The sequence below is a fragment of the Pseudoalteromonas sp. TB64 genome, from assembly GCF_000498095.1.
Lineage (GTDB): Bacteria > Pseudomonadota > Gammaproteobacteria > Enterobacterales > Alteromonadaceae > Pseudoalteromonas.
Map to the genome: position 1 here is coordinate 17,842 of NZ_AUTQ01000079.1, position 22,995 is coordinate 40,836.

Genomic DNA, 22,995 nt, shown 5'->3' on the forward strand with positions numbered 1-22,995 from the left:
TTGCATATGAAAGCGCTTACATTTAAGGTTAGTGTTTATTAATTCTTAGGTCAACTCTTTAATGCGCCTTTAAAGGTGTATAGAAGTTAAATAATTAAAAGAGTGATTTAAGAAGAGATTTATAATAATAAATTACGGAGAGCACATGGCAAGTTCAGCACCACTGACAACACACACACAACCGCAAAACTTTCAGGATAAGAGTTATGGTTTTGCATTAACGTCTTTAACCACATTATTTTTTATGTGGGGATTTATAACCTGCCTAAATGATATTTTAATTCCGCATTTAAAAGGCGTATTTAATTTAACCTACGTACAAGCGATGCTGGTTCAATTTTGCTTTTTTGGCGCTTACTTTTTAATGTCGTTACCGAGTGGTTACATAGTAAAAAAGGTAGGTTATAAAAAAGGGATTGTAACAGGACTATTAATTGCGGCTGGTGGCTGTGTTTTATTTTACCCTGCTGCTGCACTACATAGTTACCCTGTATTTTTATTCGCATTATTTGTGCTTGCAAGTGGTATTACATTATTACAAGTATCTGCTAATCCGTATGTGAGTTTACTAGGTCCTTCAAAAACGGCGTCATCTCGCCTTACTCTTACGCAAGCATTTAATGCGCTAGGTACAACGGTTGCACCAATATTTGGTGCCTTATTAATTTTAGACTCGGCATCTGAGGCATTTTTAACGCCTTCGCAAAATGCTGAATCAGTTCAACTCCCTTATTTACTATTAGCCGCCATGCTTATTTTGTTAGCGGGTATTTTTGCTTGGCTAAAACTACCTAATATTATGCAAGAGCAAGAAGCCGAAGCGGAAAAGTCGGATGCTGTACAGGGCAGTGCATGGCAGTATCGTCATCTAACATTAGGTGCCGTAGGTATTTTTATGTATGTAGGCGCAGAAGTTGCTATTGGTAGCTTTTTAGTAAGCTTTTTAGCACAAGAAAACATAGCTGGGCTAAAAGAACATGTTGCAGCGCATTACATAACGTATTACTGGGGCGGTGCGATGGTTGGACGCTTTATTGGCGCAGCCGTTATGCAAAAGGTACCAGCAGGTAAAGTACTTGGTTTTAACTCTTGTATGGCAATTATTTTAGTGATTGTTGCAATGAGTACAACCGGCGCTGTTGCTATGTGGTCAATTTTATTAGTTGGTTTATTCAATTCAATTATGTTTCCAACAATTTTTAGCCTTGCACTTAACGGGCTTGGTAAGCATACCGCTCAGGGTTCAGGTATTTTATGTTTAGCAATTGTAGGTGGTGCAATAGTGCCATTAATACAAGGCGCATTTGCTGATGCTATAGGCGTACAGATGTCATTTTTCTTACCTATTTTATGTTACATCTTTATTGTTTATTACGGCTTAAGTGGCAGCAAACCTGTGTTAGTGAAGGAGTCATCGTAATGAAAACGACGTTTAAACTTAATGCATTAGCGATTGCAACATTAGTGGGGAGTGTTACCGCACTAAGTGGATGCAGTAATGATGGCAATGTTGAAAATATAAATGCTGAAGCGCAATCAAAAACAGCTAAAATTTGGCCAAAGCTTTCAATTGCAGTAAAAAAAGACCCTGTAATTGAAGCTAAAATTGTCGATTATTTACAAAAGATGACGCTTGAGCAAAAAGTAGCACAAATGATTCAGCCAGAAATACGTGATATTACAGTTGAAGACATGCGTAAATATGGTTTTGGTTCATACCTTAATGGCGGCGGTGCTTTTCCAAATGGCGATAAACATGCAACACCTAACGATTGGGTTGCGCTTGCTGAAAAAATGTATCAAGCATCTATTGATGATTCTGTTGATGGAATTGCAATTCCTACAATGTGGGGTACGGATGCAGTACATGGTCATAATAATGTAATTGGCGCTACGCTTTTTCCTCATAACATTGGTTTAGGTGCTGCTAACAACCCTGAGTTAATTGAAAAAATAGCGGCAATTACCGCTGTTGAAGTAATGGCGACAGGTATTGATTGGGTTTTTGCACCTACCGTTGCTGTAGTGCGTGACGATAGATGGGGTAGAACATACGAGGGCTATTCTGAGGATCCACAAATTGTACGTGACTACTCAGCAGCCATTGTAAATGGTTTGCAAGGTAGAGCCGATAGCGACTTTTTAAGTGATAAAAGAGTAATAAGCACCGTTAAGCACTTTATTGGTGATGGCGGCACAGTTGATGGTGACGACCAAGGTGACAATGTTACTACCGAACAAGAATTGTTTGATATTCATGCACAAGGCTATGTAGGTGGTTTGTCGGCTGGTAGTCAGTCGGTAATGGCTTCATTTAACAGCTGGCATGGCAAAAAAAACCACGGCAATAAATACTTACTTACCGATGTACTTAAAACACGTATGGGGTTTGATGGATTTGTAGTTGGCGATTGGAATGGTCACGGGCAAATTAAAGGCTGTACAAACGAAAGCTGCCCACAAGCAATTAACGCCGGTTTAGATATTTTTATGGTACCAACCGGTGCTTGGAAACCGCTTTACGAGAATACAATTTCACAAGTTAAAACTGGTGAAATAAGCATGGATCGCATTGATGATGCTGTGGCACGTGTTTTACGCGTTAAGCTACGCGCAGGGTTATTTGATAAGCCAAGCCCAGCTAAACGTCAGTTCTCTGGTAAAACAGAGTTAATTGGCGCTAAAGAGCATCGTGAAGTTGCCAAAGAAGCCGTACGTGAATCATTAGTATTGTTGAAAAACAAAAACAATATTTTACCATTATCGCCAAAGCAAAATGTACTTATTGCTGGCGATGCTGCGGATAATATTGGTAAGCAGTCGGGTGGCTGGAGTATAACTTGGCAAGGAACGAACAATAAAAATGTTGATTTTCCTGGTGCTACATCGATTTACTCAGGGCTAAAAGATCAAATTAGTGCTGCTGGTGGTAAAGCAATATTGAGCGCAGATGGCACATTTGAACAACGCCCTGATATTGCTATTGTTGTATTTGGTGAAGAACCATATGCAGAAGGGCACGGCGATAGAGATAACCTTGAATTTGAGCGTGGCAATAAAAAATCATTAGTGCTTTTGAACTCGTTAAAAGAGCAGGGTATTCCTGTTGTAGCTGTGTTTATATCGGGCAGACCTATGTGGGTTAACAGTGAATTAAATGCGTCTGACGCATTTGTTGCAGCTTGGTTGCCAGGTACAGAGGGCGCAGGTATTGCCGATGTATTACTTAAATCAGCTGATGATAAAGTTCAGTATAACTTTACAGGTAAGTTGTCGTTTTCATGGCCTAAAACAGCAATTCAAACAGCAGTAAATAAAGGTGACGAAAACTACGACCCATTATTACCTTATGGTTTTGGATTAGCATATGGCGATAAAAACGTTTTGGCTGATGACCTTGATGAAGATTCAAAACTTGATAACTCAGCACTTACCAATATGAATGTATTAGTAGGCGCGCCCGTTGCACCTTGGCGTTTGTTGTTAAAGTCTGGTGATAAAATATTAGATGTATCAAGTAGCACCCACGAATTTGGCGCGATTAAATACCGAACTGAAGACAAAACAGTGCAAGAAGACGCACGCCAATTTGACTTTAGCGGTGCAGAAAAAGCCAGTGCTGAAATAGTAACAAGCTTTGCTGAGGACACGATTGCATACCTTGAAGCAAACGGTGTTATTAGTTTCGACATAAAACTAAATGATGCGCTGACTAACGACGTAGTACTTGCAATGACTTGCTCTGGTAGTTGTGGCGCTAGCATTGATTTAGCCGACATTGTTGATAAAAGCATAGAAAATGAGTGGCAGTCGGTTTCAATCGATTTAGGTTGTTTTGCTAAGCAGGGTGTTAATTTTGCGAGCTTAACAAGCCCATTTAGTTTACGCAGTAATAGCAAAGCATCAATATCTGTGGCTAATATTCAATTAGTACCAAATAAAGCCGATGAGGCAACGCTCTCTTGTAAGTAGTGTAATTAATTTTATTGTGTGTATGTCAAAGCCCTTCGTATGAAGGGCTTTTTTTATGATGTTAGTTAAGTTGTGTTTATCTTTGAAAGTTAAATTTGCAGTAGTGTGTTGGTTTGTAGGTAAAGCACTATGTAGTGTGCCTAATCTTTATAAACAGGCGATAACGCCGTTTAAACGCCATACATACGCTGCTCATGAGGTGTTTTTAGAGACGATTAACTCTTTGTTGCTACATGGAAGTGGGTAAGGGGTGAAAGCTTTGCTCGGTTTTTACTTATTCTTACAAGGATATAAGTCATTATAACAACGCAGAAAGATTACTGAGTCCATTAGGTTACAAACCACGTGTCGTGATTATTGCCCGACATTAAACAAATATTAATCCTGAAAAATCAACATGCTCTAGTTACAATTGTGTTGTGTTTGATTTAGAACGAGTAAAAACGTTGTTGTAATTTACAATAAAATATAGCGATAAATTATTGAATTTAAATAAAAACCTAATTAATCTATAAAAATGTAAAGCGGGTAATTCAGGTTCGCTATAAAACCAAGGATAGCTTAATCATGGAAATACTGAGAGCGTTGATTGCTACTTTCTTATTTTTTGCCGGAATGTATTTTATTTACTTAGGATTTAATTTATTCAGCATGTTATGTGGTATTGCTTGCTTTGTAATAGCCTATTTTTGTTGGCCGAGTAAAGTAAGATCAACGAAAGCTCGCGAAAATAAATTCCTCGATGCTCTTGAGTGTATGATAGAGCTACCAATAGAATTGTTTTTATGGATATTAAGAGTTATCGGTCGAATATTTAAAGGTATAGCGGATTAGCTTAGATAATTACCATTACCTGAAACAACTATAAAACCTAGCAATTTTATAGATAAGTTATTTGTAACTCAAAGTTAAACCTGCCAAGTGTTTATAAGCGATTGGTTTGCAATTAACGATTAGTTCTGCATTAATAAGTTTTTTTCATCATAGGTTACAACTTTATCGCGACCGGTTTCTTTTGCTAAATAAAGGCGCTTGTCGGCAAGAGACAGTAAATCTTTAATACTGACTTCACCGTTAATTGCATTACTAACTCCGGCACTAACCGATAAGTTAATATGGTTACCCTTAAAATAAAAAGGATTGCTACTAATATTTTCTCGTAGTTGCTCAGCGTATTGTCTTGCTACACTTAATGTGCAATTAGGCAATAAAATAGCAAACTCTTCGCCGCCTATACGAGCACTAATGCCAATATCATTAAATTGCTCTTTTATATTTTGAGCAATCCATTTAATGGCATTGTCGCCTGTTTCGTGACCATAACGGTCGTTAACACGCTTAAAAAAATCGATATCTAGTATAATTATAGAAACACTTTTGTTGGCATTGTTAGGGTTATTTAATTGCTCTTTCCCTTTATTAAAAAAACCGCGACGATTGAATAACTGACTTAACAAGTCAGTATTAGCAATACTTGATAGTGTGTATTCAGTATTTGAAAATAATAAAAAAGGCAATATTAATGCGCTGCATGTAGCCAATATTAAATGGCTCGCCAGCACTATTTGTAAAGATGCGTGGTTACTTTGGGTAGGCATAGCGAGTAGAGTAACTTGAAACAACATCACTCCACCATGTGCTAAAAAACAAAAAATCAGTGCATTTTTTTGTAATTTGGCAACAAAGTTCATAATTTTTATAATATATGCAGCGTAAAAATATAGCCCTGCAACAATCATACTTATGAGCATTTGACCTGCTTCGTACTGATAGATTCCCAATAGTAGTAAAGCTGAAAAAGCTAATATGCAGTATATAGGGAGCAAATTTAGCTGTTGTGTATGTTTGTATTTGTGTAAGCCTATAATAATTAAAAGAGGGCTTAAAACAATAAAAATACTGGCAATATAATGTGTTACAAATGGCGCGTTAATAAATAAGCGTAAGCAAGCAAGTAATTCCGCAATAGCAAATGTAATACACGCACAGCCAAGCAATAAAAAAGATGTTTGTTTTTTAAAGTTATGCACAGAGAAAAAAAACAAACCTATTATTATATTCAATATAAAAGAGAAACAGATCACTGTAGGAAGATGTAGCATTAGTTTTTCTCTTTTATAAAATGTGTAGTGTTAGACAGTTATATTTGTTTATTTTGAATCTACTAATTTCAATTAAATGTGTTGTACCTAAAGCCAAATTTTAATTTTTTATTACTAAAAAATTGCTAGTTTCGACATTAATAATAGTACATTGACCAAATTAAGCTAAGCATTATGCACTAATTAATTAATATCCATATGGGTAAAAAGTACTGATTTTTGTTTTGGTTTTTGTCCCTATTGATAACTATAACTTTATTGTTATTAACGTAAGCTAAACCAAGCTATTTAGTGCTGATTTTAATTCAGAATGATGAAATTTGTAGCCGTGATTTAGTGCTTTACTTGGGATTATAAACTGACCCGTAGTTAAAAGGTCTGACATTTCTCCCATTAATAATTTAAGTACAGGCACCGGCATTGTCATAAATGCGGGGCGTGATAATGCCTCTCCTAAACTTTTACTAAATATTGCGTTACTCACTGGGTTGGGTGCTGTTGCGTTAATAGGACCTGATAATTCGCTGTGTTCAATAACAAATAGAATCAGTTGTGTCATATCGTCTATATGTATCCACGACATACCTTGTTTGCCATTACCGATAGGACCGCCTAAACATAATTTAAACGCAGGTAGCATTTTGCTTAAAGCTCCCTCTTTTTTAGCCAATACAATACCTGTACGCAATAAACACACTCGGGTTTGAGTTGACTGTGCTGCTATTGCTGCGTCTTCCCAATCTTTACAGAGTTGATGGCTAAATTCATCGTGTGGATTATCAAAACTTTCATCAATAAAATCACTATTCTGACGACCGTAAAATCCAATTGCACTGCCTGAAATAAATGTATGAGGAGGGTTAAAACAGGCTTTTATGGCAGAGGTTATCTGTTGTGTGATATCGATACGACTGTCTCGTATTATTTTTTTCTGCTTTGCGCTCCAACGTTTATTAACAATCGGTTCTCCAACTAAGTTAATAACAACATCAACACTATTAAAATCAACTAAATTTATATCGCTAATAGCATGCACTTTGTGACTCAAGAGTGCATTTGCTTTTGCAGGGTTGCGACTAAGAACGGTTACTTGATTATGATGAAGTAAAAATGGGCATAAATGTGAGCCAATCAAACCTGTCGCGCCGGTAATAAATATATGCATTATTAATCCTTACGGTAAAATAGTAGCAAGTGATTAAAATGTATACTCGCTAATTAATTGCTTTGCTACATATATACGTGGGGTAGGTTTTTATGATCACTTGGTAAATATTTCATTTAATTAGCTTTTGCCTTACACTTAAGGCATATAAATAATAAAAGGATTAATGAATTGGCAAGTTTAACTGGAGTAAATAAAAGCTTAATAGTTTTTGCTTCCTTAGTGGTAGTGCTCGCAGGCATAAAAGCAGCAAGTGTAATTATTATTCCGTTTATTTTGGCGGCGTTTATTGCCATTATTTGTAATCCACTTATTAAGTTTTTCGCACGCTACCGAATTCCTAAAGGCGTTGCTGTTATGTTAGTGGTGCTTATTATTGTAGGTTTAGGTGTGAGCCTTGGTGGGCTGGTTGGGCAGTCTATAAATGATTTTTCGCAGCAACTTCCTGAGTACAAAGTACAGCTTAAAGAAGAGTTTGTATGGCTTGTTGATTTAGCCTCTCAGTACAACATATTAATTAATAAAGAACAGTTAATTAATATGTTCGACCCTGGCAAAATGGTTGATGTAGCCACCAATATGCTCACTGGTTTAGGTGGCGTAATGGCAAACATGTTTTTGATTATTTTAACGGTTATTTTTATGTTGTTTGAAGGACCTATGTTGAGCAATAAAATACATATGGCACTTGAAGATCCAGACAGTAAAATGAAACAAATAGATCGTTTTTTAGAATCAATAAACTCATACCTTGCAATTAAAACGCTAGTAAGTTTGGGTACCGGTATAATAGCTGCATTTTACCTTTGGATTTTAGATGTAGATTACTTTATATTGTGGGGTGTGCTTGCCTTCATGTTTAATTACATTCCTAACATTGGGTCTATTATCGCTGCCGNGTACCGGCAGTATTACTTGCATTGATCACCCAAGGACCTTTAGTCGCAGGGCTTGTTGGCGCAGGGTACTTAACTATAAATACCGTCATGGGAAACATTGTAGAGCCTAAATTTTTAGGGAAAGGGCTAGGTCTTTCTACGTTAGTTGTATTTTTGTCATTAATATTTTGGGGCTGGTTATTAGGTACAGTCGGTATGCTTTTATCTGTACCATTAACAATGATTGTAAAAATAGGTTTAGAAGCCAGTGTTGAAGGTAAATGGATTGCTACCTTACTTGGCAGTGGTGAAGAAGTAACTAAGAGTTAATTAACGGCTCTTTAACTGCTGCATTAAAAATACTTAGAGCTGTAGATTACAGCTCTAAGTAACTAAAACATTTATTTTTAAAACTATACTTTTAAAAGCTCAATAACTTCATCAACTACATTTATTGCACCCTCTAAATATCCCGCTTCTTGCTTTGCAAATTCACTTGCTACAAAGTGTATATTTAAACTATTTAACTGCTCATTCAACCCCGTAAAGTTAAAGTCGGGATGTTGCGATGGCTGAGTTTGATCGTTTTTATCAGCTACAAATTCATCGTTAGCCCAATCTTTAATAAAATATGCTGTAGCGTTGTATGCATCATCCCCATAAAAATATGCAAGCTGTGTAATACAGGCTTGTTTTAGTTGCTCTGTTGATATTTGACTACGAGCTGAGTAGGGCACACCTATAAACCCAAATAATGCGGGTGAGCTATTGTCTGCGGCGCTGGCGTCGTGTATTTCAACCATTGGACCTACTCGGCTAAAACATTGTCCTGACAAGTTTGTATTTCGCCAAAAAGCATCTTTAAAAATAGCAATAAACTTAGCTTGCCCTGCCATCCACGTTGGCACTGAATTTAAACGGTTAATTAGTGTTTTGTCAGCCCAGAACTCAGGTGTTAAATGATGAGCGACCATACGAGGTGGCATAGCAGCCATTATATGCTCACTGCTAAAGTGTTTTAACTGCCCATTGTTATTAACAACTAAGTGCCAACGACCATTACTCTTTTTTAGCTCGGTAACACGGTGATTTAATAGAACTGAATTAGGGTCTAGTTGTTTATGTAGCGCATTAATTAGTGTGTACATGCCATGGCGAAGTCTAAATAACTGCATTTCACCAGCGCCCGCTATTTGCTGAGGCTTGCCGGTACTATCCGCTTGATATAAAACATCGCCCTTTGTGTATTGCTCAAACACGGGTAAGTTAAGTGATTTAACGAGTTCTTGAATTTTTGGCTGGTGAGGGAAAATCCAAGTTGGTCCTAAATCAAAACTAACATCGCTACTAGCCGTTGATTGCGCCGCAAGTATTCGACCACCTAATTGCGATTTAGCCTCTAATAATAAGTAAGGAATGTTGAGCAGCTGCAATTGATATGCACTGTATAATCCGGCGATCCCGCCACCTATAATAATTACTGGTTGATGCATATGTATATTATCTCTTTATTTTGATTAACCTATCAGTAGGTAGTTTGTTTTGAGCGCTGTTAGTTGTCAAGTGTTTGCTCGGCAGATTTTTTGCGAACCGAGCCTGGAGGGACTTTGTAATAGCGTTTAAAAGCTTTACTAAAAGCGGCTTCGCTACTGTATCCGGCATTTTCCGCAATTTGAATTATAGGGCTGTTATTATTAAGTAAGCTATTTTTAGCATTTTGTAAGCGAAAATTAGTTAAATATGTTTTTGGTGACTCGCCGACTAATTTTGTAAAGCGTTGATTAAAGCTAGTGCGCGACATTCCTACTAATTCGCCTAGCTGCCCTACATTTATGTTGCCTTGCAAATCTTGATGAACGGCGATTAAAGCAGCGTTAATTTTGGAATCGTTTAGTGCGCTTAAAAAACCGCTATCAGCATTTTTTTCAAGCATGTGGGCACGAAGTAGTTGAATAAATAATACCTCTGTTAATCTATCAACTAATACTGAATAGCCTGGTTTAGCTGTACGGGTCTCGTTAGAGAGCACGCTAACCAAGCCTTGTAACCACGGCAACTCGCTCGACTTAATATGAATATATTCAGGTAAGTCGTTAAACAGTGGGTGATTAAGTGAAGTGTCATAATTAAATGCGCCGCATAAAACAGTATTTAATGAATTACTAAGTCCTTTGGGTTCAAAAGGGTTGTTCCCGCTTAGTATATCTTCTACAACGCTTTCACCGTTTAGCAATGAATCAGCTGCTTTATCTGTATTGTTATCACTTAATTGATGTGCGGCACCTAAAGGAAACGCAATAATGTCACCTTCTTTTAAATGAATATGTTTATGGTTTTGTTTTATATAGACGTAAAACTCGCCCGTAACAGCAATATGAAAGCCACCATGCTGGCTACTAGGAATATCCATACCCCAAGGTGTTTCAAAGTCGGCACAAAAATATGTGCGAGAACTGAGTCTAATTTCTTTTAGTACATTGGCTAATATATCGATACTGCACCTACCAAAATTGAACAAAATGACATTAATTATATGCATAATATCATTTTTTGTTTTTTATTTAAGTCCATAATACATGCATCAACGCTAAGGAGAATATAATGAGTAATTTAGAATCATCGTTACGTGTAGAGCTATTTTATAAAGAATATTGCCCATTTTGTAAAATGGTCGTCAAATATATTAACCATCAAGAGCTAAATGTTGAGCTGCGCGAAACATCGCTTGTGAGTGAATATAATGAAGAGCTTGTTAAAGAGGGCGGTAAAAAGCAGGTACCATGTTTAAAAATTATTCAGGCTGGTAATAAAACAAAATGGCTATATGAGTCGATGGATATTATTACTTATTTGAAAAAGCATGCTGCTAAGTTAAAATTAGTTGAATAATAATGAGCAAAATTGAAGGCACATTAATAGTAGATGAAATTAATACCTCAAATAGTAAACTAAGCAGAATGCTATTTATGGCAGCAAAGGTGGCGCTTGTTGTCGGGTCTGTTTTACTTGTTATTAATCAGTATGATGCATTGTTTGCAGACGCTAATTTAAAAGTATTACCTGCTATATTAACTTACTGTGTACCATTTTGTGTGTTTTTAGCAGGGCAAAAAATTAAAGTTTAATCTTTTGCCCTCATTATTTTAATCGTACTATATTAAACTGGTGTTTTTAATACGTCTGTAAATTGCTTCATTAGCTCAATTTCACAGAGTTTATAGCTAATCGCAGCAGCAGTTCCATTGGGTGATTTTAATATATAGCGCCATTGGCAACTACTTTTTATATACTTTTCGTGGTTACTTATACTGCGCATAAATAAAGGCAATACTTGTGTATTACCTGTTTCTTCTTCTATTTTTGTTAACTCAAATTTACGTTTTAATATCCAAGTAGCTTGTACTTGCTCTACCTTATTTATTTCGCTATCAAGGCATTGAATATATCGCTTTGCTACATTTGGTGTTGCGTTTTCTGGCAAACTACATACTTGAGCCGAAAAACTAAACGAGCTAAACCCTAATAAAAATAAAGCTACTATATGATGTAATAAATAATTATTTTTTATCATTATAATTAAACTCTAAAATAAATTGAGCGCCGCCCAAGTTATCTGATTTTGTTATAGTTAGTACACCGTTATATGATTTTACTAAGTCAGAGACTATTGCCATACCTACACCATGACCGCTTTCGTATGTATCAAGGCGGGTACCGCGTGTAAGTAAAGACTCTCGCTTGTCTTCAGGCACACCAGGACCATCGTCACTTATGCCAATACAAAGTGTTTTACTTTGTACTATTTGTATTTCTACTTGTGAGCGACATGCTTTACAGGCGTTATCTATCAGGTTACCAAGTAGCTCTAATAAATCAGTTTGATCACCTAAAAAGTAGTCTTTATCAGAAACAGTGCAATTAAAAATAATGTCTTTATCGCGGTAAACTTTTGCCATTGCACTTAAAATAGAATCGAGCACTGGTTTAATAGGCGTTTGTTTTTTCCATGTGTCTGATGCGCCCGTTGCCGCACGTTTTAATTGATGTTCGATCATCACATTAATGCGATCAAGTTGCTCTTGTGCGTCGGCATCATTAGCTAATGGGCTTGATTTTAATACCGCAAGCGGTGTTTTAAGAGCATGCGCTAAGTCACTTAATGACGCTCTATAACGCTCTTTTTGACGTTGCTGCGACTCAAGTAATAAATTTAGATCTGCTTTTATTGTTTGCAACTCAATTGGGTAGAGCCCTTTAATTTCTTGAATATCACCTGATTCAATTGCTTTAATTTCTTTATCTAGGCGTTGTAAGGGGCGTGCGCTCCAAATAAAACCAATCGCCATGAGTCCCGCAATAGCAACACCCATTATAAACATCCAATCAACCAATGTTTGTTTAAACCCATCCATTAATCTTACGAGAGCGTCGTTACGCTTAACTAAAATAAACCGCGCTTGTTCTGATTGATCAATATTGTTTAAAATAACGGTTAAGCTTAATTGCCAATACGCTGATTTTTTAAATTCAACACGACGAAAATCAGCCGCGCCAGCTTTGGTTTGAATTTGTTGCGGAATAAAATCTAGGTTTACAGCCGATTCAGAGTGCCAAATAGGTTCATCATCGCGGTAAATCATTGCATAAGTGTCTGAATTTAACCTATTCAACTCTGGTGCCAAAATAGTACTAGGCATAACAATACCGTTCTCAGTAAAGTCGACTTCAGAGATTAATGAGTATAATTGAGCTTCGAGGGTTTTTTCTGTCGCATCAACCAGTGAGGCATAATATGCTTTGCCAATGGAATAAAATAATATAGGAAGGGCGACTAATAAAACAAAGACAAGGATAAATCCTTGCCTTATTTTTAACGATATTTGCGGTATTACCACTGGCTTTTGAGCCTGTAACCACGACCACGTAGTGTTTCAACTGGGTTTAGTACACCATCAGGGTCTAACTTTTTACGCAAACGTAAAACAAATACTTCAATTACGTTTGAATCAAGGTCGAAATCTTGATCGTAAATATGTTCAGTCAATTCTGATTTAGAAATAACTTTTTGTGGGTTAACCATTAAGTATTCAAGTACTTTGTATTCATATGCGGTAAGGCTTAGCTCTTTATCGTCAACCCATACTTGTTGTGAACGCGTATGAATTTTAATAGGACCCGCAGTCATTTCAGGGTTTGCTTTACCTGCACTACGACGAATTAATGCATTACAACGTGCGATTAATTCTTCAACATGAAATGGTTTTGTTAAGTAGTCATCTGCACCAGCATCTAGACCTTCTACTTTATCCTGCCAGCGGTCGCGCGCTGTTAAGATTAAAATAGGAATGGTTATGCCTTGTGCACGTGCTTTATTAATTAGCTCAATACCGTCTATTTTAGGTAAACCTAAATCAACTACGGCCATATCAAGCGGGTATTCTGTAATGTGGAAAAGACCTGCTTCACCATCGTGGCATAAATCCACGCTGTAACGCTCTTTTTCTAGGGCATTACGTAGGTTGTCTGCTAAATGTAAATCGTCTTCTATAACTAAAATTCGCATTTTTAATCCTTCTTCACTTCGCCGGTTTTTTTATTTATATGTAAATCAACGACGTGGCCGTCAGATTTGAGTATTCGTACAGTATAAAAATCTGTTTTCTCGGTAATTTTTAAGGTCTTACCACCTATAGTTTCCTTTGCAAGTATTACGGCTTTCTTTTTGTTTACCTCAGCTTGTACTGTTTGAGTCGTTGTTGTATTTGCTTGAGCAAAATTTGCAAAGCTAATACAAGCAATAAAGCTAAGGCTTAATAATACGCGCATAATGGAAACTCCTAGACCAGACCTACTTAGTTTAATTAACTAAGTTGCTAAAATTCAAGTAAAAACGTTAATTAGCTTCTACATTAGCAATTTTAATTAAAATGTAGTGAACAAACCCTGAATTGTAGCGCAAAGCACTGCCTCAGAGTTTACTCACATTTCTAAGCAGGGAATACTTTTTTAAATGGTTTAACAACGGTATTTTCATAAACGCCGGCAGCAACATAAGGGTCCGCTGCAGCCCATTCTCGTGCTGCTTCTAATGATTCAAATTCAGCAACAACTAATGAACCAGTAAAGCCCGCTTCTTGAGGATCTTCGCTATCAATTGCCGGAAAAGGACCCGCAGTAAGTAAGCGGTTTTGCGAATCAAGTTCACTAAGGCGTGCTAAATGTGCTGGGCGTGCTGCTTTTCTAAACTCTAAGCTGTTTTCAACGTCTGTTGAGTGAATCATGTACAACATAAGGAATCTCATAAAAATTGTTAAATTTGATTAAATTAATACTACCACAGCGTTGAAAATTGGTGAATTAAAAGCGTTATTTTGAAAGTTTACACTACGATTTTATTTTTACACTGTAATTGCTTGAAAAACGCTGTAAAACACTGGTAGAGTCGCTGAAATACTACAAAATAATAACAAGGTTAATGCATGAGCGAAAATAGAGAGCACTTCAGCTCCCGCCTCGGATTTATACTTGCTGCTGCAGGGTCGGCAGTCGGTATTGGTAATTTAGTTGGTTTTCCTGTTTCTGCTACCAAAAATGGTGGTGGCGCATTTTTATTAATTTACGCATTATTTGTCGCATTTATTTGTTTACCAGTGATGATGGCCGAAATGGCGATGGGTCGAAATGCCCAAAAAGATCCACTTGGCGCGTACAAGCTTTTAGCTAACAACGATAAAAAGTGGAAGCTTGCAGGCTTTATGGCAGTATTAACGCCATTTATGATTGCTGTTTTTTATATGGTAATCACTGTGTGGATTTTTGGTTACTTAACACAAACAGCATTGGGTAACTTAGACTCACTCGCTGAGCCGGAACATTTTGATATCTTTATTAATAGTTACACTGTATTTGGTTACATGGCTGTTGTGGTAATTATTGTTAATTTAATATTATTAGGTGGTGTTAAGCAAGGTATTGAAAAAGCAGCAAAATTTATAATGCCAGCACTGCTTGTAATGCTGCTTGCCTTGGTAACTTATGTATTAACATTAGATAACGCTATGGCAGGAGTTGAGTATTACGTTATTCCTGACTTCTCTAAAATGAGTGCAAGTGTACTTAATGGCGCATTAAGCCAAGCATTTTTCTCATTATCGCTCGGTATGGGTATTTTAATGACTTACGCGTCTTATATATCTAAAAAAGACGATATTGTAGGAAGCGCTAAAATGGTTGCAATTACCGACTCTTTAGTCGCATTTGTTGCAGGTTTAATGGTGCTGCCAGCTATATTTAGTTTTGATCCTAACACCGACCCAGCTTCACTTTCTGATTCATCAGTTTCTATGATATTTGTTTATTTACCTAAAATATTATTAGCGTTACAAAATGATATTGGATATACCGGTGCATCTATTGTGGCATTCTCATTCTTTCTACTTGTATTTTTTGCCGCTATCACTTCACTTGTTTCTATAGTAGAAGTACCAACGGCAACGCTAAGCGACCGTAAAGGTATTAGCCGTAAAAAAGCATTGGGTATTTTAACGCTTTCTACGGGGTTACTTACTATTTTATGTACCATGTCGTTTGGTATGGTAGATAGCCTTACATCAATAACTAGTTATGGTGGTGAAGGTAAAAGCTTTTTTGATATTATTGTTGATGTGTTTTACGACACTATATTACCGCTTAACGGCTTAATGGTGTGCTTGTTTGTTATGTACCGCTGGAAAAAAGCACGTTTAACGCAGGAATTAAGCTTAGGCTCGCCTAATTATGCGGGCAGCTTTATGGAAAAATACGTTAATTTTTCACTTTCAACGTTTATTCCAGTTATATTAGCTGTGATATTTATTAACACCGTAGCGACTAAGTTTTTTGGTTTAAAAATATTTGGTTTTTAAGTATAAAATTAAATATAAAGGCCGCGCTTGTCGCGGCTTTTTTGTGTAACTTTAAATAAAGGTCACTTTAATTAAATGCACCAGAGTCAAGGTAGCTGCCAATTCCAAGGGTAAACATCCAGAGCCCCCATAAACTATGTTCAATAACACACACAAAGGTTGAGCGACTTTGTGCATAGGTATAAGCAAACAGCAAACCACCTAAAAACGCTAAACCTACTGCAATCCAATTTGCATACACAATATGCGCCAATGCAAATACAGTTGCACTTACTATTATACGCACCGCTTTTTTGGGCATGATTCGTTTATAACGATGAAAAAAGTAGGTTCTGAATATTAATTCTTGAGGGATAACCGACAGTATTGGGTAGAGCAACAGCAGTAAAAGCCAATCATTAAACGAGTTGCGGGGAAGGGTAAACCAGTTGCCCTGATGAATAATCCCGTAAAACATACCTGAGAACAGTGCACCTAAAAAAAAGAAGCTAAACACACGTTTTTTAACAGCAGAAAATTGCCCAAGGCTTGTAAGCCTAAAACGTTTAAAATGGGGATCGCCCAGTAGCAACATACAACACACACTCATTAATATAATAAGTGCAGGGATAAGCCAGTTAGCTAAATGCTCGCGTAATCCAAAGCCCAACAAGGGGAGTAATACAAAAATAAGGGTGAATTCAAACCAGCGATATTGATTGGCGTTCAAGGTCGTCTCAACTTGTTTTTTTAATAAGCTATCAAGCTAAGACGACATTTTTATGACGAGATTAGTAATCTACAAAGTGATCTATAAAATTATTTTGCAGGTTCTTCTTCACTAGGGAGGTATTTGTACAAGGCAATAATAGTGGCAAAAATACTTACAAAGGTAATACCCATTAAGCCAAATACTTTAAAGTTGACCCAAAAGTCGAGCGAAAAGTTATACGCAATATAAATATTCAACCCAGCTATACCCGCAGTAATAGCAACCCACATTAAGTTAAGTTTATCCCATAACGGCTCTGGAACAACAATAGCTTGCTTTGTATCGTTAGCGTTTTCGAGAATTGAACTAAGCGCTTTTTTAACTAGATTTTTTTTAAGTACATAACGGCTAACAAGTAACGTTAAGCTTAAACCTGCGTATATGAGTGTTGCTTTCCATTTAATGTATTGCTCATCATGAAGTACCAGCGTTAGCGTACCAAACACGGCAGCAATGCCAAAAAATATCCAGTGGCGAGTAGGCACAGAGCCATGTTTAAAGTAGCTATAAGCAACTTGAATGAACGTTGTAGCCATTAATAAACCAGTAGCCCAATAAATATCGACGAGTTTAAACACTGCAAAAAACAGTATGAGTGGAATGTATTCAATTAATGCGTGCATATACTACCTAAATTATACAAGAAAGAGTCAAAGACTTTTTACCACATAAAGCTTAGCAACTACAAGGTTGACTTGTTGCCCTGTAACCCTTAGCCTGCGTGGCTTTATTACCAATTTGGTTTGGTATTTTTTTTATAATCGTATTCCCACGCTTAACCAACACTGATTTGGCGTGTATTTAGGAGCCTAAAATGAATAAAGCAGAGCTCGTTGCTGCCATTGCACACAAAAGTGAATTAACAAAAAAAGATGCTCAAGCTGCACTTTCAAGCTTGCAAAAAGTGATTACTAAATCGCTTTCTGAAGGCGATCAAGTTCAAATTAATGGCTTTGGTACGTTTGCACTAAGTTATTACCCAGCGCGTACTGGGCGTAACCCGCAAACAGGCGCAGCAATTGAAATAGAAGGCGCAAACAAAGCTATTTTTAAGCCTGCTAAAGCGTTAAAAGATCTGCTTTAAATTTATTTAAGGTTTTAAACCCCGTATTGATAGATAAGTTACATGAGCGCGAAGTAAATTCGCACCTACAGGTATATGTTGTAGGTGAGGTTTTATACCTCGCTTTTGGTGGCGTTAAATTACATGAGTTGGAAATAGATTCGCACTTATGTACATTATTCATAATCTCTAAATAATTTACATAGCATCATAAACTCTATTCTAATTTATTCCTTAATTTTCAACCGCTTGTAATCGGCATGCATTATGCTGTTTAACTGTGTGTTTCGAACATATTTTAAAACAATACCAATTTGCTTATATATGGGGTCTATTTAACGACGTTAAATTGCTCAAAAATTTATGCAGGTTAGTATCAAATAAGGAGATCTCAATGAGTACATTACAAACAAGCACACGTTTACAGGGCAAAAAAATCGCAATTTTAGCCACTGATGGGTTTGAGCAAAGTGAGCTTTTATCTCCACGCAGCGCATTACTTGATGCCGGTGCAAACATCGAAATAGTATCAATTAAAGAAGGTCAAATTACGGGCTGGGATGAAGACAAGTGGGGCGATAAAGTAACAGTAGATAAACTAGTCACAAACGCAGACCCCGCTGATTACGACGCGCTTATGCTCCCTGGTGGTTTATTTAACCCAGACAGTTTACGTCAAGATAAAGATGCTAAAGCCTTTATTGATGGCTTTTTTGGAGCAGAAAAAAACAAACCCGTTGCTGCAATTTGCCATGCTCCGTGGTTGTTAGCTGAAATTAATAAATTGCGCGACCGTACTATTACCTCTTTTCCAAGTATTAAAAGCGATTTAATTAATGCAGGCGCTAATTGGGTTGACCAAGAAGTATGTGTAGATAAAGGCTTAGTAACAAGCCGAAGCCCCGCCGATTTAGAAGCATTTAATGCTAAATTTATTGAAGAGATTTTAGAGGGTAAACACCAAGCTCACTAATTTGCTTTTAAAACGTTTGGATATTGATACAGCGTTTGATTTTTTAAAAAACAAAAAAAGGGCATTTAAAATGCCCTTTTTTAATGCGTATAAAACACGCCCTAGTTAGATTATAGCGATGTAGCTGCTTTCATATCGGCTACAAAAGCTTTTAGCTGCGCGGTCATTACAGGTAAATCATTAAGGTTAGCTTCAATAATTTTAACCACGGCAGAGCCTGAAATAGCACCGGCTGCTCCTGCATTAAGAGCCGCTTTTACATCATCTGGCGTTGAAATACCAAACCCTAAAAGAGCAGGGGCTGCATGGTATTCTTTTAATTTAGTAACAATATTACCAGCAGGCATTTGTGCTTTAGTATCGGTACCGGTAACACCTGCACGCGATAGTAAATACGTGTAACCACGACCGTAAGAGGCGCACTGGCGAAGTGTGTCGTCATCTGCATTTGGTGTTGCAATAAAAATTGGGTCTACACCGTTATCCATAGCTGACTTTCTAAACATTTTAGATTCATGTAAAGGCACATCAGCCACTAAAATTGAGTCTACGCCTACTGCTTTTGCATCTTTATAAAATGCTTCTATACCGCGTTTAAACACAAGGTTTGAATACAATAATAAGCCAATTGGAATATCGGCATTATACTCACGTATTTCTTTAATAATATCAAAGCAATCTTGTGTGTTAATGTGCACATCGAGGGCGCGAATATTAGCTTTTTGAATTACTGGACCATCTGCAATTGGATCTGAAAACGGAATACCAAGCTCAAGCGCATCAGCGCCGCCGTCAATCAGACTTTTAATAATCGCAATACTTTGTTCTTTACCTGGGTCGCCAATCGTTACAAATGGTACAAATGCACCTTGTTTTTGCTCGTTAAGCGCTGCAAACATTTTGCCGTAATGATCCGTTTTTACTTGGCTCATAGCTGACCTCTTTCAGTTAGTACATTGTGAACGTGTGCTAAATCTTTATCGCCACGACCACTTAAATTAATCACTATAACACTTTCCTCGGTTAGCTCCTCTGCGTACTTAAGCGCATAAGCTAACGCATGGCTTGATTCAAGTGCCGGAATAATCCCTTCATTTTTAGCAAGCGATTGAAACGCATCAAGCGCTTCTGTATCGGTAATACCAACGTATTGAGCGCGACCAGTTTCGTGTAAAAATGCATGCTGAGGACCAACAGCTGGGTAATCAAGACCCGCTGATACAGAGTAAGACTCTTCAATTTGGCCATCATCATTTTGCATAATGTACGTATAAGTACCGTGCAATATGCCTTTTGTGCCTTTACAAATTGTTGCACCGTGCTCATTTGTATCAAGCCCTTTACCAGCAGGCTCAACACCAATTAATTTAACGCCTGGCTCGTCAATAAAGTCGGTAAACATACCAATCGCGTTTGAACCACCACCAACGCAGGCAATAACAGCGTCAGGTAAACGGCCTTCTGCTTTAAGTACTTGTTGTTTGGCTTCTTCACCAATAATTTTTTGATACTCGCGTACAATTGTTGGGAATGGGTGAGGACCCGCAGCTGTACCTAGTAGGTAATGTGCGTCTTGGTAGTTTGCTGACCAGTCACGCAGCGCTTCATTTACTGCATCTTTTAATGTGCCAGAACCCGCTGTTACCGGAATAACCTCTGCGCCCATTAACTTCATTCTAAATACGTTAGGTTGCTGACGATCAACGTCTTTTGCACCCATATAAATACGACATTTTAAACCCAGTAAGGCACACGCTAGCGCTGTTGCAACACCGTGTTGACCGGCACCTGTTTCAGCAATAACTTGTTTTTTACCCATACGCTTAGTAAGTAACGCCTGACCAAGTACTTGGTTCGTTTTATGTGCGCCGCCGTGTAGTAAATCTTCACGCTTTAGGTACAGTTTTACTTTTGGATTTTTAACTAAATTGCGCGTTAAAGTAAGTGGGGTAGGACGACCCGCATACTCGTTTAATAATTTACTTAGCTCTGCCTGAAACTCAGGATCTTTTTGTGCTTTGTTAAATTCGTTTTCTAACTGTTTAAGCGCAGGGACAAGTAACTCAGGTACAAACATACCGCCAAACTCGCCAAAATAAGCTGGATTTTGCATTTTAACCTCAATAATTTCTGATGCTTGTAAAAGCATTATGTAATTTGTTAGGGCACTTTTTACCCGCAGATTCTTCAACGCCTGAGTTTAAATCAAGGCCTAAGGCACCTTTAAAAAGCGCATCTTTAATATTATCTGGATTTAAGCCACCAGCGAGCATAAATGGTGTGGTTGCGCCGCTAAGCACCGACCAATCAAATGCTTTACCAGTACCGCCAGCTTGAGTGTCGCTGTGTGTATCGTAAAGATGACGATCAACCCCATTTACTGGAGTAGGTAATGTATTTTTAACTGCCTGTGCTTTCCAAATTTCGCAGCCGGTTGGTAACTGTGTACGCAAAGCGGCGATGTAATCGTCACTTTCTTGACCATGTAATTGAACTGCCGCCAATTTTAGCACACTTGCGTATTGAGCAACTTGCTCAATTGGAGCATCGACAAACACACCAACAAAATTAAGTGGTGCACTTTTACTAAGCTCTATTGCACAATCTAAATCGACATAGCGTGGCGATTTAGGATGAAAAATCAAACCGCCGTAAATAGCACCGTTTTGATACGCAGCTTGTGCATCTTGGCTACGTGTTAAACCACATACTTTATTGTCACCAAAAATAACACGGCGGCATGCTTGCTCTAAATCACGCTCACTCATAAGTGAGCTGCCAATTAAAAAGCCATCGCATAGAGGAGCTAAACGTTTTACGTCTTGATGGGTGTAAATCCCCGACTCCGAAATAACCACTTTATCAGCCGGAATAAGCTTTCGTAGTTTTTCGGTAGTGGCTAAATTGGTGCTTAAATCGCGTAAATCACGGTTATTAATACCAATAATTTGTGCATCAAGCGCAAGTGCGCGGTGTACTTCTTCTTCATTACTTACTTCGGTTAATACCGACATATTAAGTGAATCGGCAACGGCATACAGTGCTTTATAGCTTTCATCATCTAGTACTGAAAGCATTAATAATATAGCGTCACCGCCATAAATACGTGCCATGTACACTTGGTACTCATCTATAAAAAAGTCTTTACAGATAAGCGGTTGTTCTACTTGGCTACGCACAAATTCGAGGTAGTCAAAGCTGCCTTGAAAATATTTAGCATCAGTTAACACACTCATACAGGTAGCGTATTTTTTATAAACCGAGGTGATTTCGGTTAAATCAAATGGCTCTCTAATTAAGCCTTTTGAAGGAGATGCTTTTTTACATTCTAAAATAAACTGTGTGCCAGGTGCTGCGAGTGCTTTGTAAAAATCACGGCTTGTAGGCACTGCTTGCTGTTTAAAGCTTTCAAGCGGGCGTGCGGCTTTACGCTCAATTAGTTCTAATTTTTTATCAGCAACGATTTTATCTAATACATTAGCCATTACTTACCTCAATAATTTTATTTAACGTGTTCATGGCTTGCCCTGAACTTAATAATGTTTGTACTTGTTGCGCGCCTTCTTTTAATGATTGTGCTTTACCAGTTAGGTATAACAGTGCGGCTACGTTTACAATAATGGCCGCATTGTGGGCTTCTGTGCCTTTACCTTCTAAAATAGCGAGGCTTGCTTTTGCATTGTATTGTGGACCTTCACCAGCGAGCTGTTCAAGTGAATAGTTTGCAAGGTCAAAGTCACTTGGGTTAAGCGTATATTGGGTAATATTACCGTTATTTAGCTCAACAACCGTAGTTGGACCATGTAGGGCTATTTCGTCAGTGCCCGAGCCGTGAACAATCATAGCGCGCTTTGTGCCAAGGGTTTTAAGAGTTTGTGCCATTGGCATACACAACGCTTCGTTATACACGCCGAGTAATTGCACTTCAGGTGCCGCTGGGTTAGCAAGCGGGCCTAAAATATTAAAAATAGTACGTGTTTTAAGCGCTGTACGCACACCCATCGCATGGCGTACACCACTGTGATAGTGCGGTGCAAACAAAAAGGTAAAGTTAGTTTGCTCAAGGCATTTTGCTGCTTGCTCTGGGCTCATATCTATATTAATGCCCAAGGCTTTTAGTAAATCGGCAGAGCCTGAATTACTCGATACACTGCGATTACCATGCTTTACCATGTTAATACCGGCAG

Annotated in this window: 23 protein-coding genes and 1 pseudogene; 9 read left to right on the forward strand and 15 right to left on the reverse strand. The window is 37.7% G+C overall.

Features of this window, described 5'->3' with window-relative positions:
- Positions 1-145 precede the first annotated feature (145 nt).
- The 3 genes from L647_RS0104215 to L647_RS0104230 all read left to right on the forward strand — a co-directional run bounded on the left by L647_RS0104215 (position 146) and on the right by L647_RS0104230 (position 4,806).
- The gene (locus tag L647_RS0104215; protein WP_024610078.1) at positions 146-1,420 is read left to right on the forward strand and encodes a sugar MFS transporter; all 1,275 of its coding nucleotides are present in this window, start codon (positions 146-148) and stop codon (positions 1,418-1,420) included.
- Positions 1,420-3,972 carry a glycoside hydrolase family 3 N-terminal domain-containing protein gene (locus L647_RS0104220; protein ID WP_024610079.1) on the forward strand — a complete coding sequence of 851 codons (2,553 nt, stop codon included), beginning with the start codon at positions 1,420-1,422 and terminating at the stop codon, positions 3,970-3,972. Before L647_RS0104215 ends, L647_RS0104220 begins: the two co-directional genes overlap by 1 nt.
- 567 nt (positions 3,973-4,539) lie before the next feature.
- Positions 4,540-4,806 (forward strand): hypothetical protein, encoded by a 267-nt coding sequence (locus L647_RS0104230; protein ID WP_024610081.1) that lies wholly within the window; start codon positions 4,540-4,542, stop codon positions 4,804-4,806.
- A gap of 119 nt (positions 4,807-4,925) precedes the next feature.
- Here L647_RS0104230 and L647_RS0104235 read toward each other — a convergent pair whose 3' ends face one another.
- Positions 4,926-6,074, reverse strand: coding sequence for a GGDEF domain-containing protein (locus tag L647_RS0104235; protein ID WP_024610082.1), 1,149 nt, complete (start codon positions 6,072-6,074; stop codon positions 4,926-4,928).
- A 274-nt stretch (positions 6,075-6,348) separates the two neighbouring features.
- Positions 6,349-7,239 carry a TIGR01777 family oxidoreductase gene (locus L647_RS0104240; protein WP_024610083.1) on the reverse strand — a complete coding sequence of 297 codons (891 nt, stop codon included), beginning with the start codon at positions 7,237-7,239 and terminating at the stop codon, positions 6,349-6,351.
- A gap of 171 nt (positions 7,240-7,410) precedes the next feature.
- Between L647_RS0104240 and L647_RS01000000123645 the strand changes: the two are divergent.
- Positions 7,411-8,447: pseudogene (locus L647_RS01000000123645) on the forward strand (AI-2E family transporter).
- An 83-nt stretch (positions 8,448-8,530) separates the two neighbouring features.
- On the opposite strand, the gene L647_RS0104250 reads toward L647_RS01000000123645, so the two are convergent.
- Complete coding sequence (locus tag L647_RS0104250; RefSeq protein ID WP_024610084.1) at positions 8,531-9,610, reverse strand: FAD-dependent oxidoreductase; 1,080 nt, start codon at positions 9,608-9,610, stop codon at positions 8,531-8,533.
- A gap of 59 nt (positions 9,611-9,669) precedes the next feature.
- Positions 9,670-10,656 carry an AraC family transcriptional regulator gene (locus L647_RS1000000124930; protein WP_024610085.1) on the reverse strand — a complete coding sequence of 329 codons (987 nt, stop codon included), beginning with the start codon at positions 10,654-10,656 and terminating at the stop codon, positions 9,670-9,672.
- Positions 10,657-10,718: 62 nt separating this feature from the next.
- Here L647_RS1000000124930 and L647_RS0104260 point away from each other — a divergent pair, with 62 nt between their 5' ends.
- Together L647_RS0104260 and nrtS are read left to right on the forward strand one after the other, a co-directional pair.
- On the forward strand, positions 10,719-11,006 hold the full coding sequence (locus L647_RS0104260) for a glutaredoxin domain-containing protein (protein ID WP_050581966.1): 288 nt from the start codon (positions 10,719-10,721) through the stop codon (positions 11,004-11,006).
- A gap of 2 nt (positions 11,007-11,008) precedes the next feature.
- Entirely contained in the window at positions 11,009-11,242 is a 234-nt protein-coding gene (gene nrtS / locus L647_RS0104265; RefSeq protein WP_166113489.1) for a nitrate/nitrite transporter NrtS, read from the forward strand.
- 32 nt (positions 11,243-11,274) lie between these two features.
- Here the strand turns inward: nrtS and L647_RS0104270 are convergent, their stop codons facing one another.
- The 5 genes from L647_RS0104270 to L647_RS0104290 form a co-directional block, all read right to left on the reverse strand.
- Positions 11,275-11,688 (reverse strand): hypothetical protein, encoded by a 414-nt coding sequence (locus L647_RS0104270; protein ID WP_024610087.1) that lies wholly within the window; start codon positions 11,686-11,688, stop codon positions 11,275-11,277.
- Positions 11,675-13,012: an ATP-binding protein gene (locus L647_RS0104275; protein WP_024610088.1), complete on the reverse strand. Its 1,338-nt coding sequence runs from the start codon at positions 13,010-13,012 to the stop codon at positions 11,675-11,677. Before L647_RS0104275 ends, L647_RS0104270 begins: the two co-directional genes overlap by 14 nt.
- Positions 13,006-13,680 carry a response regulator transcription factor gene (locus tag L647_RS0104280; RefSeq protein ID WP_002959806.1) on the reverse strand — a complete coding sequence of 225 codons (675 nt, stop codon included), beginning with the start codon at positions 13,678-13,680 and terminating at the stop codon, positions 13,006-13,008. Before L647_RS0104280 ends, L647_RS0104275 begins: the two co-directional genes overlap by 7 nt.
- 2 nt (positions 13,681-13,682) lie before the next feature.
- On the reverse strand, positions 13,683-13,943 hold the full coding sequence (locus tag L647_RS0104285; RefSeq protein ID WP_024610089.1) for a PepSY domain-containing protein: 261 nt from the start codon (positions 13,941-13,943) through the stop codon (positions 13,683-13,685).
- Between the two features lie 161 nt (positions 13,944-14,104).
- Positions 14,105-14,407 carry a YciI family protein gene (locus tag L647_RS0104290; RefSeq protein WP_024610090.1) on the reverse strand — a complete coding sequence of 101 codons (303 nt, stop codon included), beginning with the start codon at positions 14,405-14,407 and terminating at the stop codon, positions 14,105-14,107.
- 189 nt (positions 14,408-14,596) lie between these two features.
- Between L647_RS0104290 and L647_RS0104295 the strand changes: the two genes are divergently transcribed.
- Positions 14,597-16,021, forward strand: coding sequence for a sodium-dependent transporter (locus tag L647_RS0104295; RefSeq protein ID WP_024610091.1), 1,425 nt, complete (start codon positions 14,597-14,599; stop codon positions 16,019-16,021).
- Positions 16,022-16,088: 67 nt separating this feature from the next.
- Here the strand turns inward: L647_RS0104295 and L647_RS0104300 are convergent, their stop codons facing one another.
- Together L647_RS0104300 and L647_RS0104305 are read right to left on the reverse strand one after the other, a co-directional pair.
- Positions 16,089-16,730, reverse strand: coding sequence for a CPBP family intramembrane glutamic endopeptidase (locus L647_RS0104300; protein ID WP_024610092.1), 642 nt, complete (start codon positions 16,728-16,730; stop codon positions 16,089-16,091).
- Between the two features lie 89 nt (positions 16,731-16,819).
- Positions 16,820-17,395 carry an inner membrane-spanning protein YciB gene (locus L647_RS0104305; RefSeq protein ID WP_024610093.1) on the reverse strand — a complete coding sequence of 192 codons (576 nt, stop codon included), beginning with the start codon at positions 17,393-17,395 and terminating at the stop codon, positions 16,820-16,822.
- A 191-nt stretch (positions 17,396-17,586) separates the two neighbouring features.
- Between L647_RS0104305 and L647_RS0104310 the strand changes: the two genes are divergently transcribed.
- Positions 17,587-17,856 (forward strand): HU family DNA-binding protein, encoded by a 270-nt coding sequence (locus tag L647_RS0104310; RefSeq protein ID WP_024610094.1) that lies wholly within the window; start codon positions 17,587-17,589, stop codon positions 17,854-17,856.
- A gap of 373 nt (positions 17,857-18,229) precedes the next feature.
- On the forward strand, positions 18,230-18,808 hold the full coding sequence (locus L647_RS0104315; protein WP_007582489.1) for a type 1 glutamine amidotransferase domain-containing protein: 579 nt from the start codon (positions 18,230-18,232) through the stop codon (positions 18,806-18,808).
- Between the two features lie 110 nt (positions 18,809-18,918).
- Here the strand turns inward: L647_RS0104315 and trpA are convergent, their stop codons facing one another.
- The 4 genes from trpA to trpD form a co-directional block, all read right to left on the reverse strand.
- On the reverse strand, positions 18,919-19,740 hold the full coding sequence (trpA, locus tag L647_RS0104325) for a tryptophan synthase subunit alpha (protein ID WP_024610095.1): 822 nt from the start codon (positions 19,738-19,740) through the stop codon (positions 18,919-18,921).
- On the reverse strand, positions 19,737-20,921 hold the full coding sequence (gene trpB, locus L647_RS0104330; RefSeq protein WP_024590412.1) for a tryptophan synthase subunit beta: 1,185 nt from the start codon (positions 20,919-20,921) through the stop codon (positions 19,737-19,739). The genes trpA and trpB overlap by 4 nt, the downstream gene beginning before the upstream one ends.
- Before the next feature lie 7 nt (positions 20,922-20,928).
- Positions 20,929-22,293 carry a bifunctional indole-3-glycerol-phosphate synthase TrpC/phosphoribosylanthranilate isomerase TrpF gene (gene trpCF / locus L647_RS0104335; protein ID WP_024610096.1) on the reverse strand — a complete coding sequence of 455 codons (1,365 nt, stop codon included), beginning with the start codon at positions 22,291-22,293 and terminating at the stop codon, positions 20,929-20,931.
- Positions 22,286-22,995, reverse strand: a 710-nt coding sequence (gene trpD / locus L647_RS0104340; protein WP_024610097.1) for an anthranilate phosphoribosyltransferase, incomplete at its 5' end; no start/stop codon positions are given. The genes trpCF and trpD, both read right to left, overlap by 8 nt.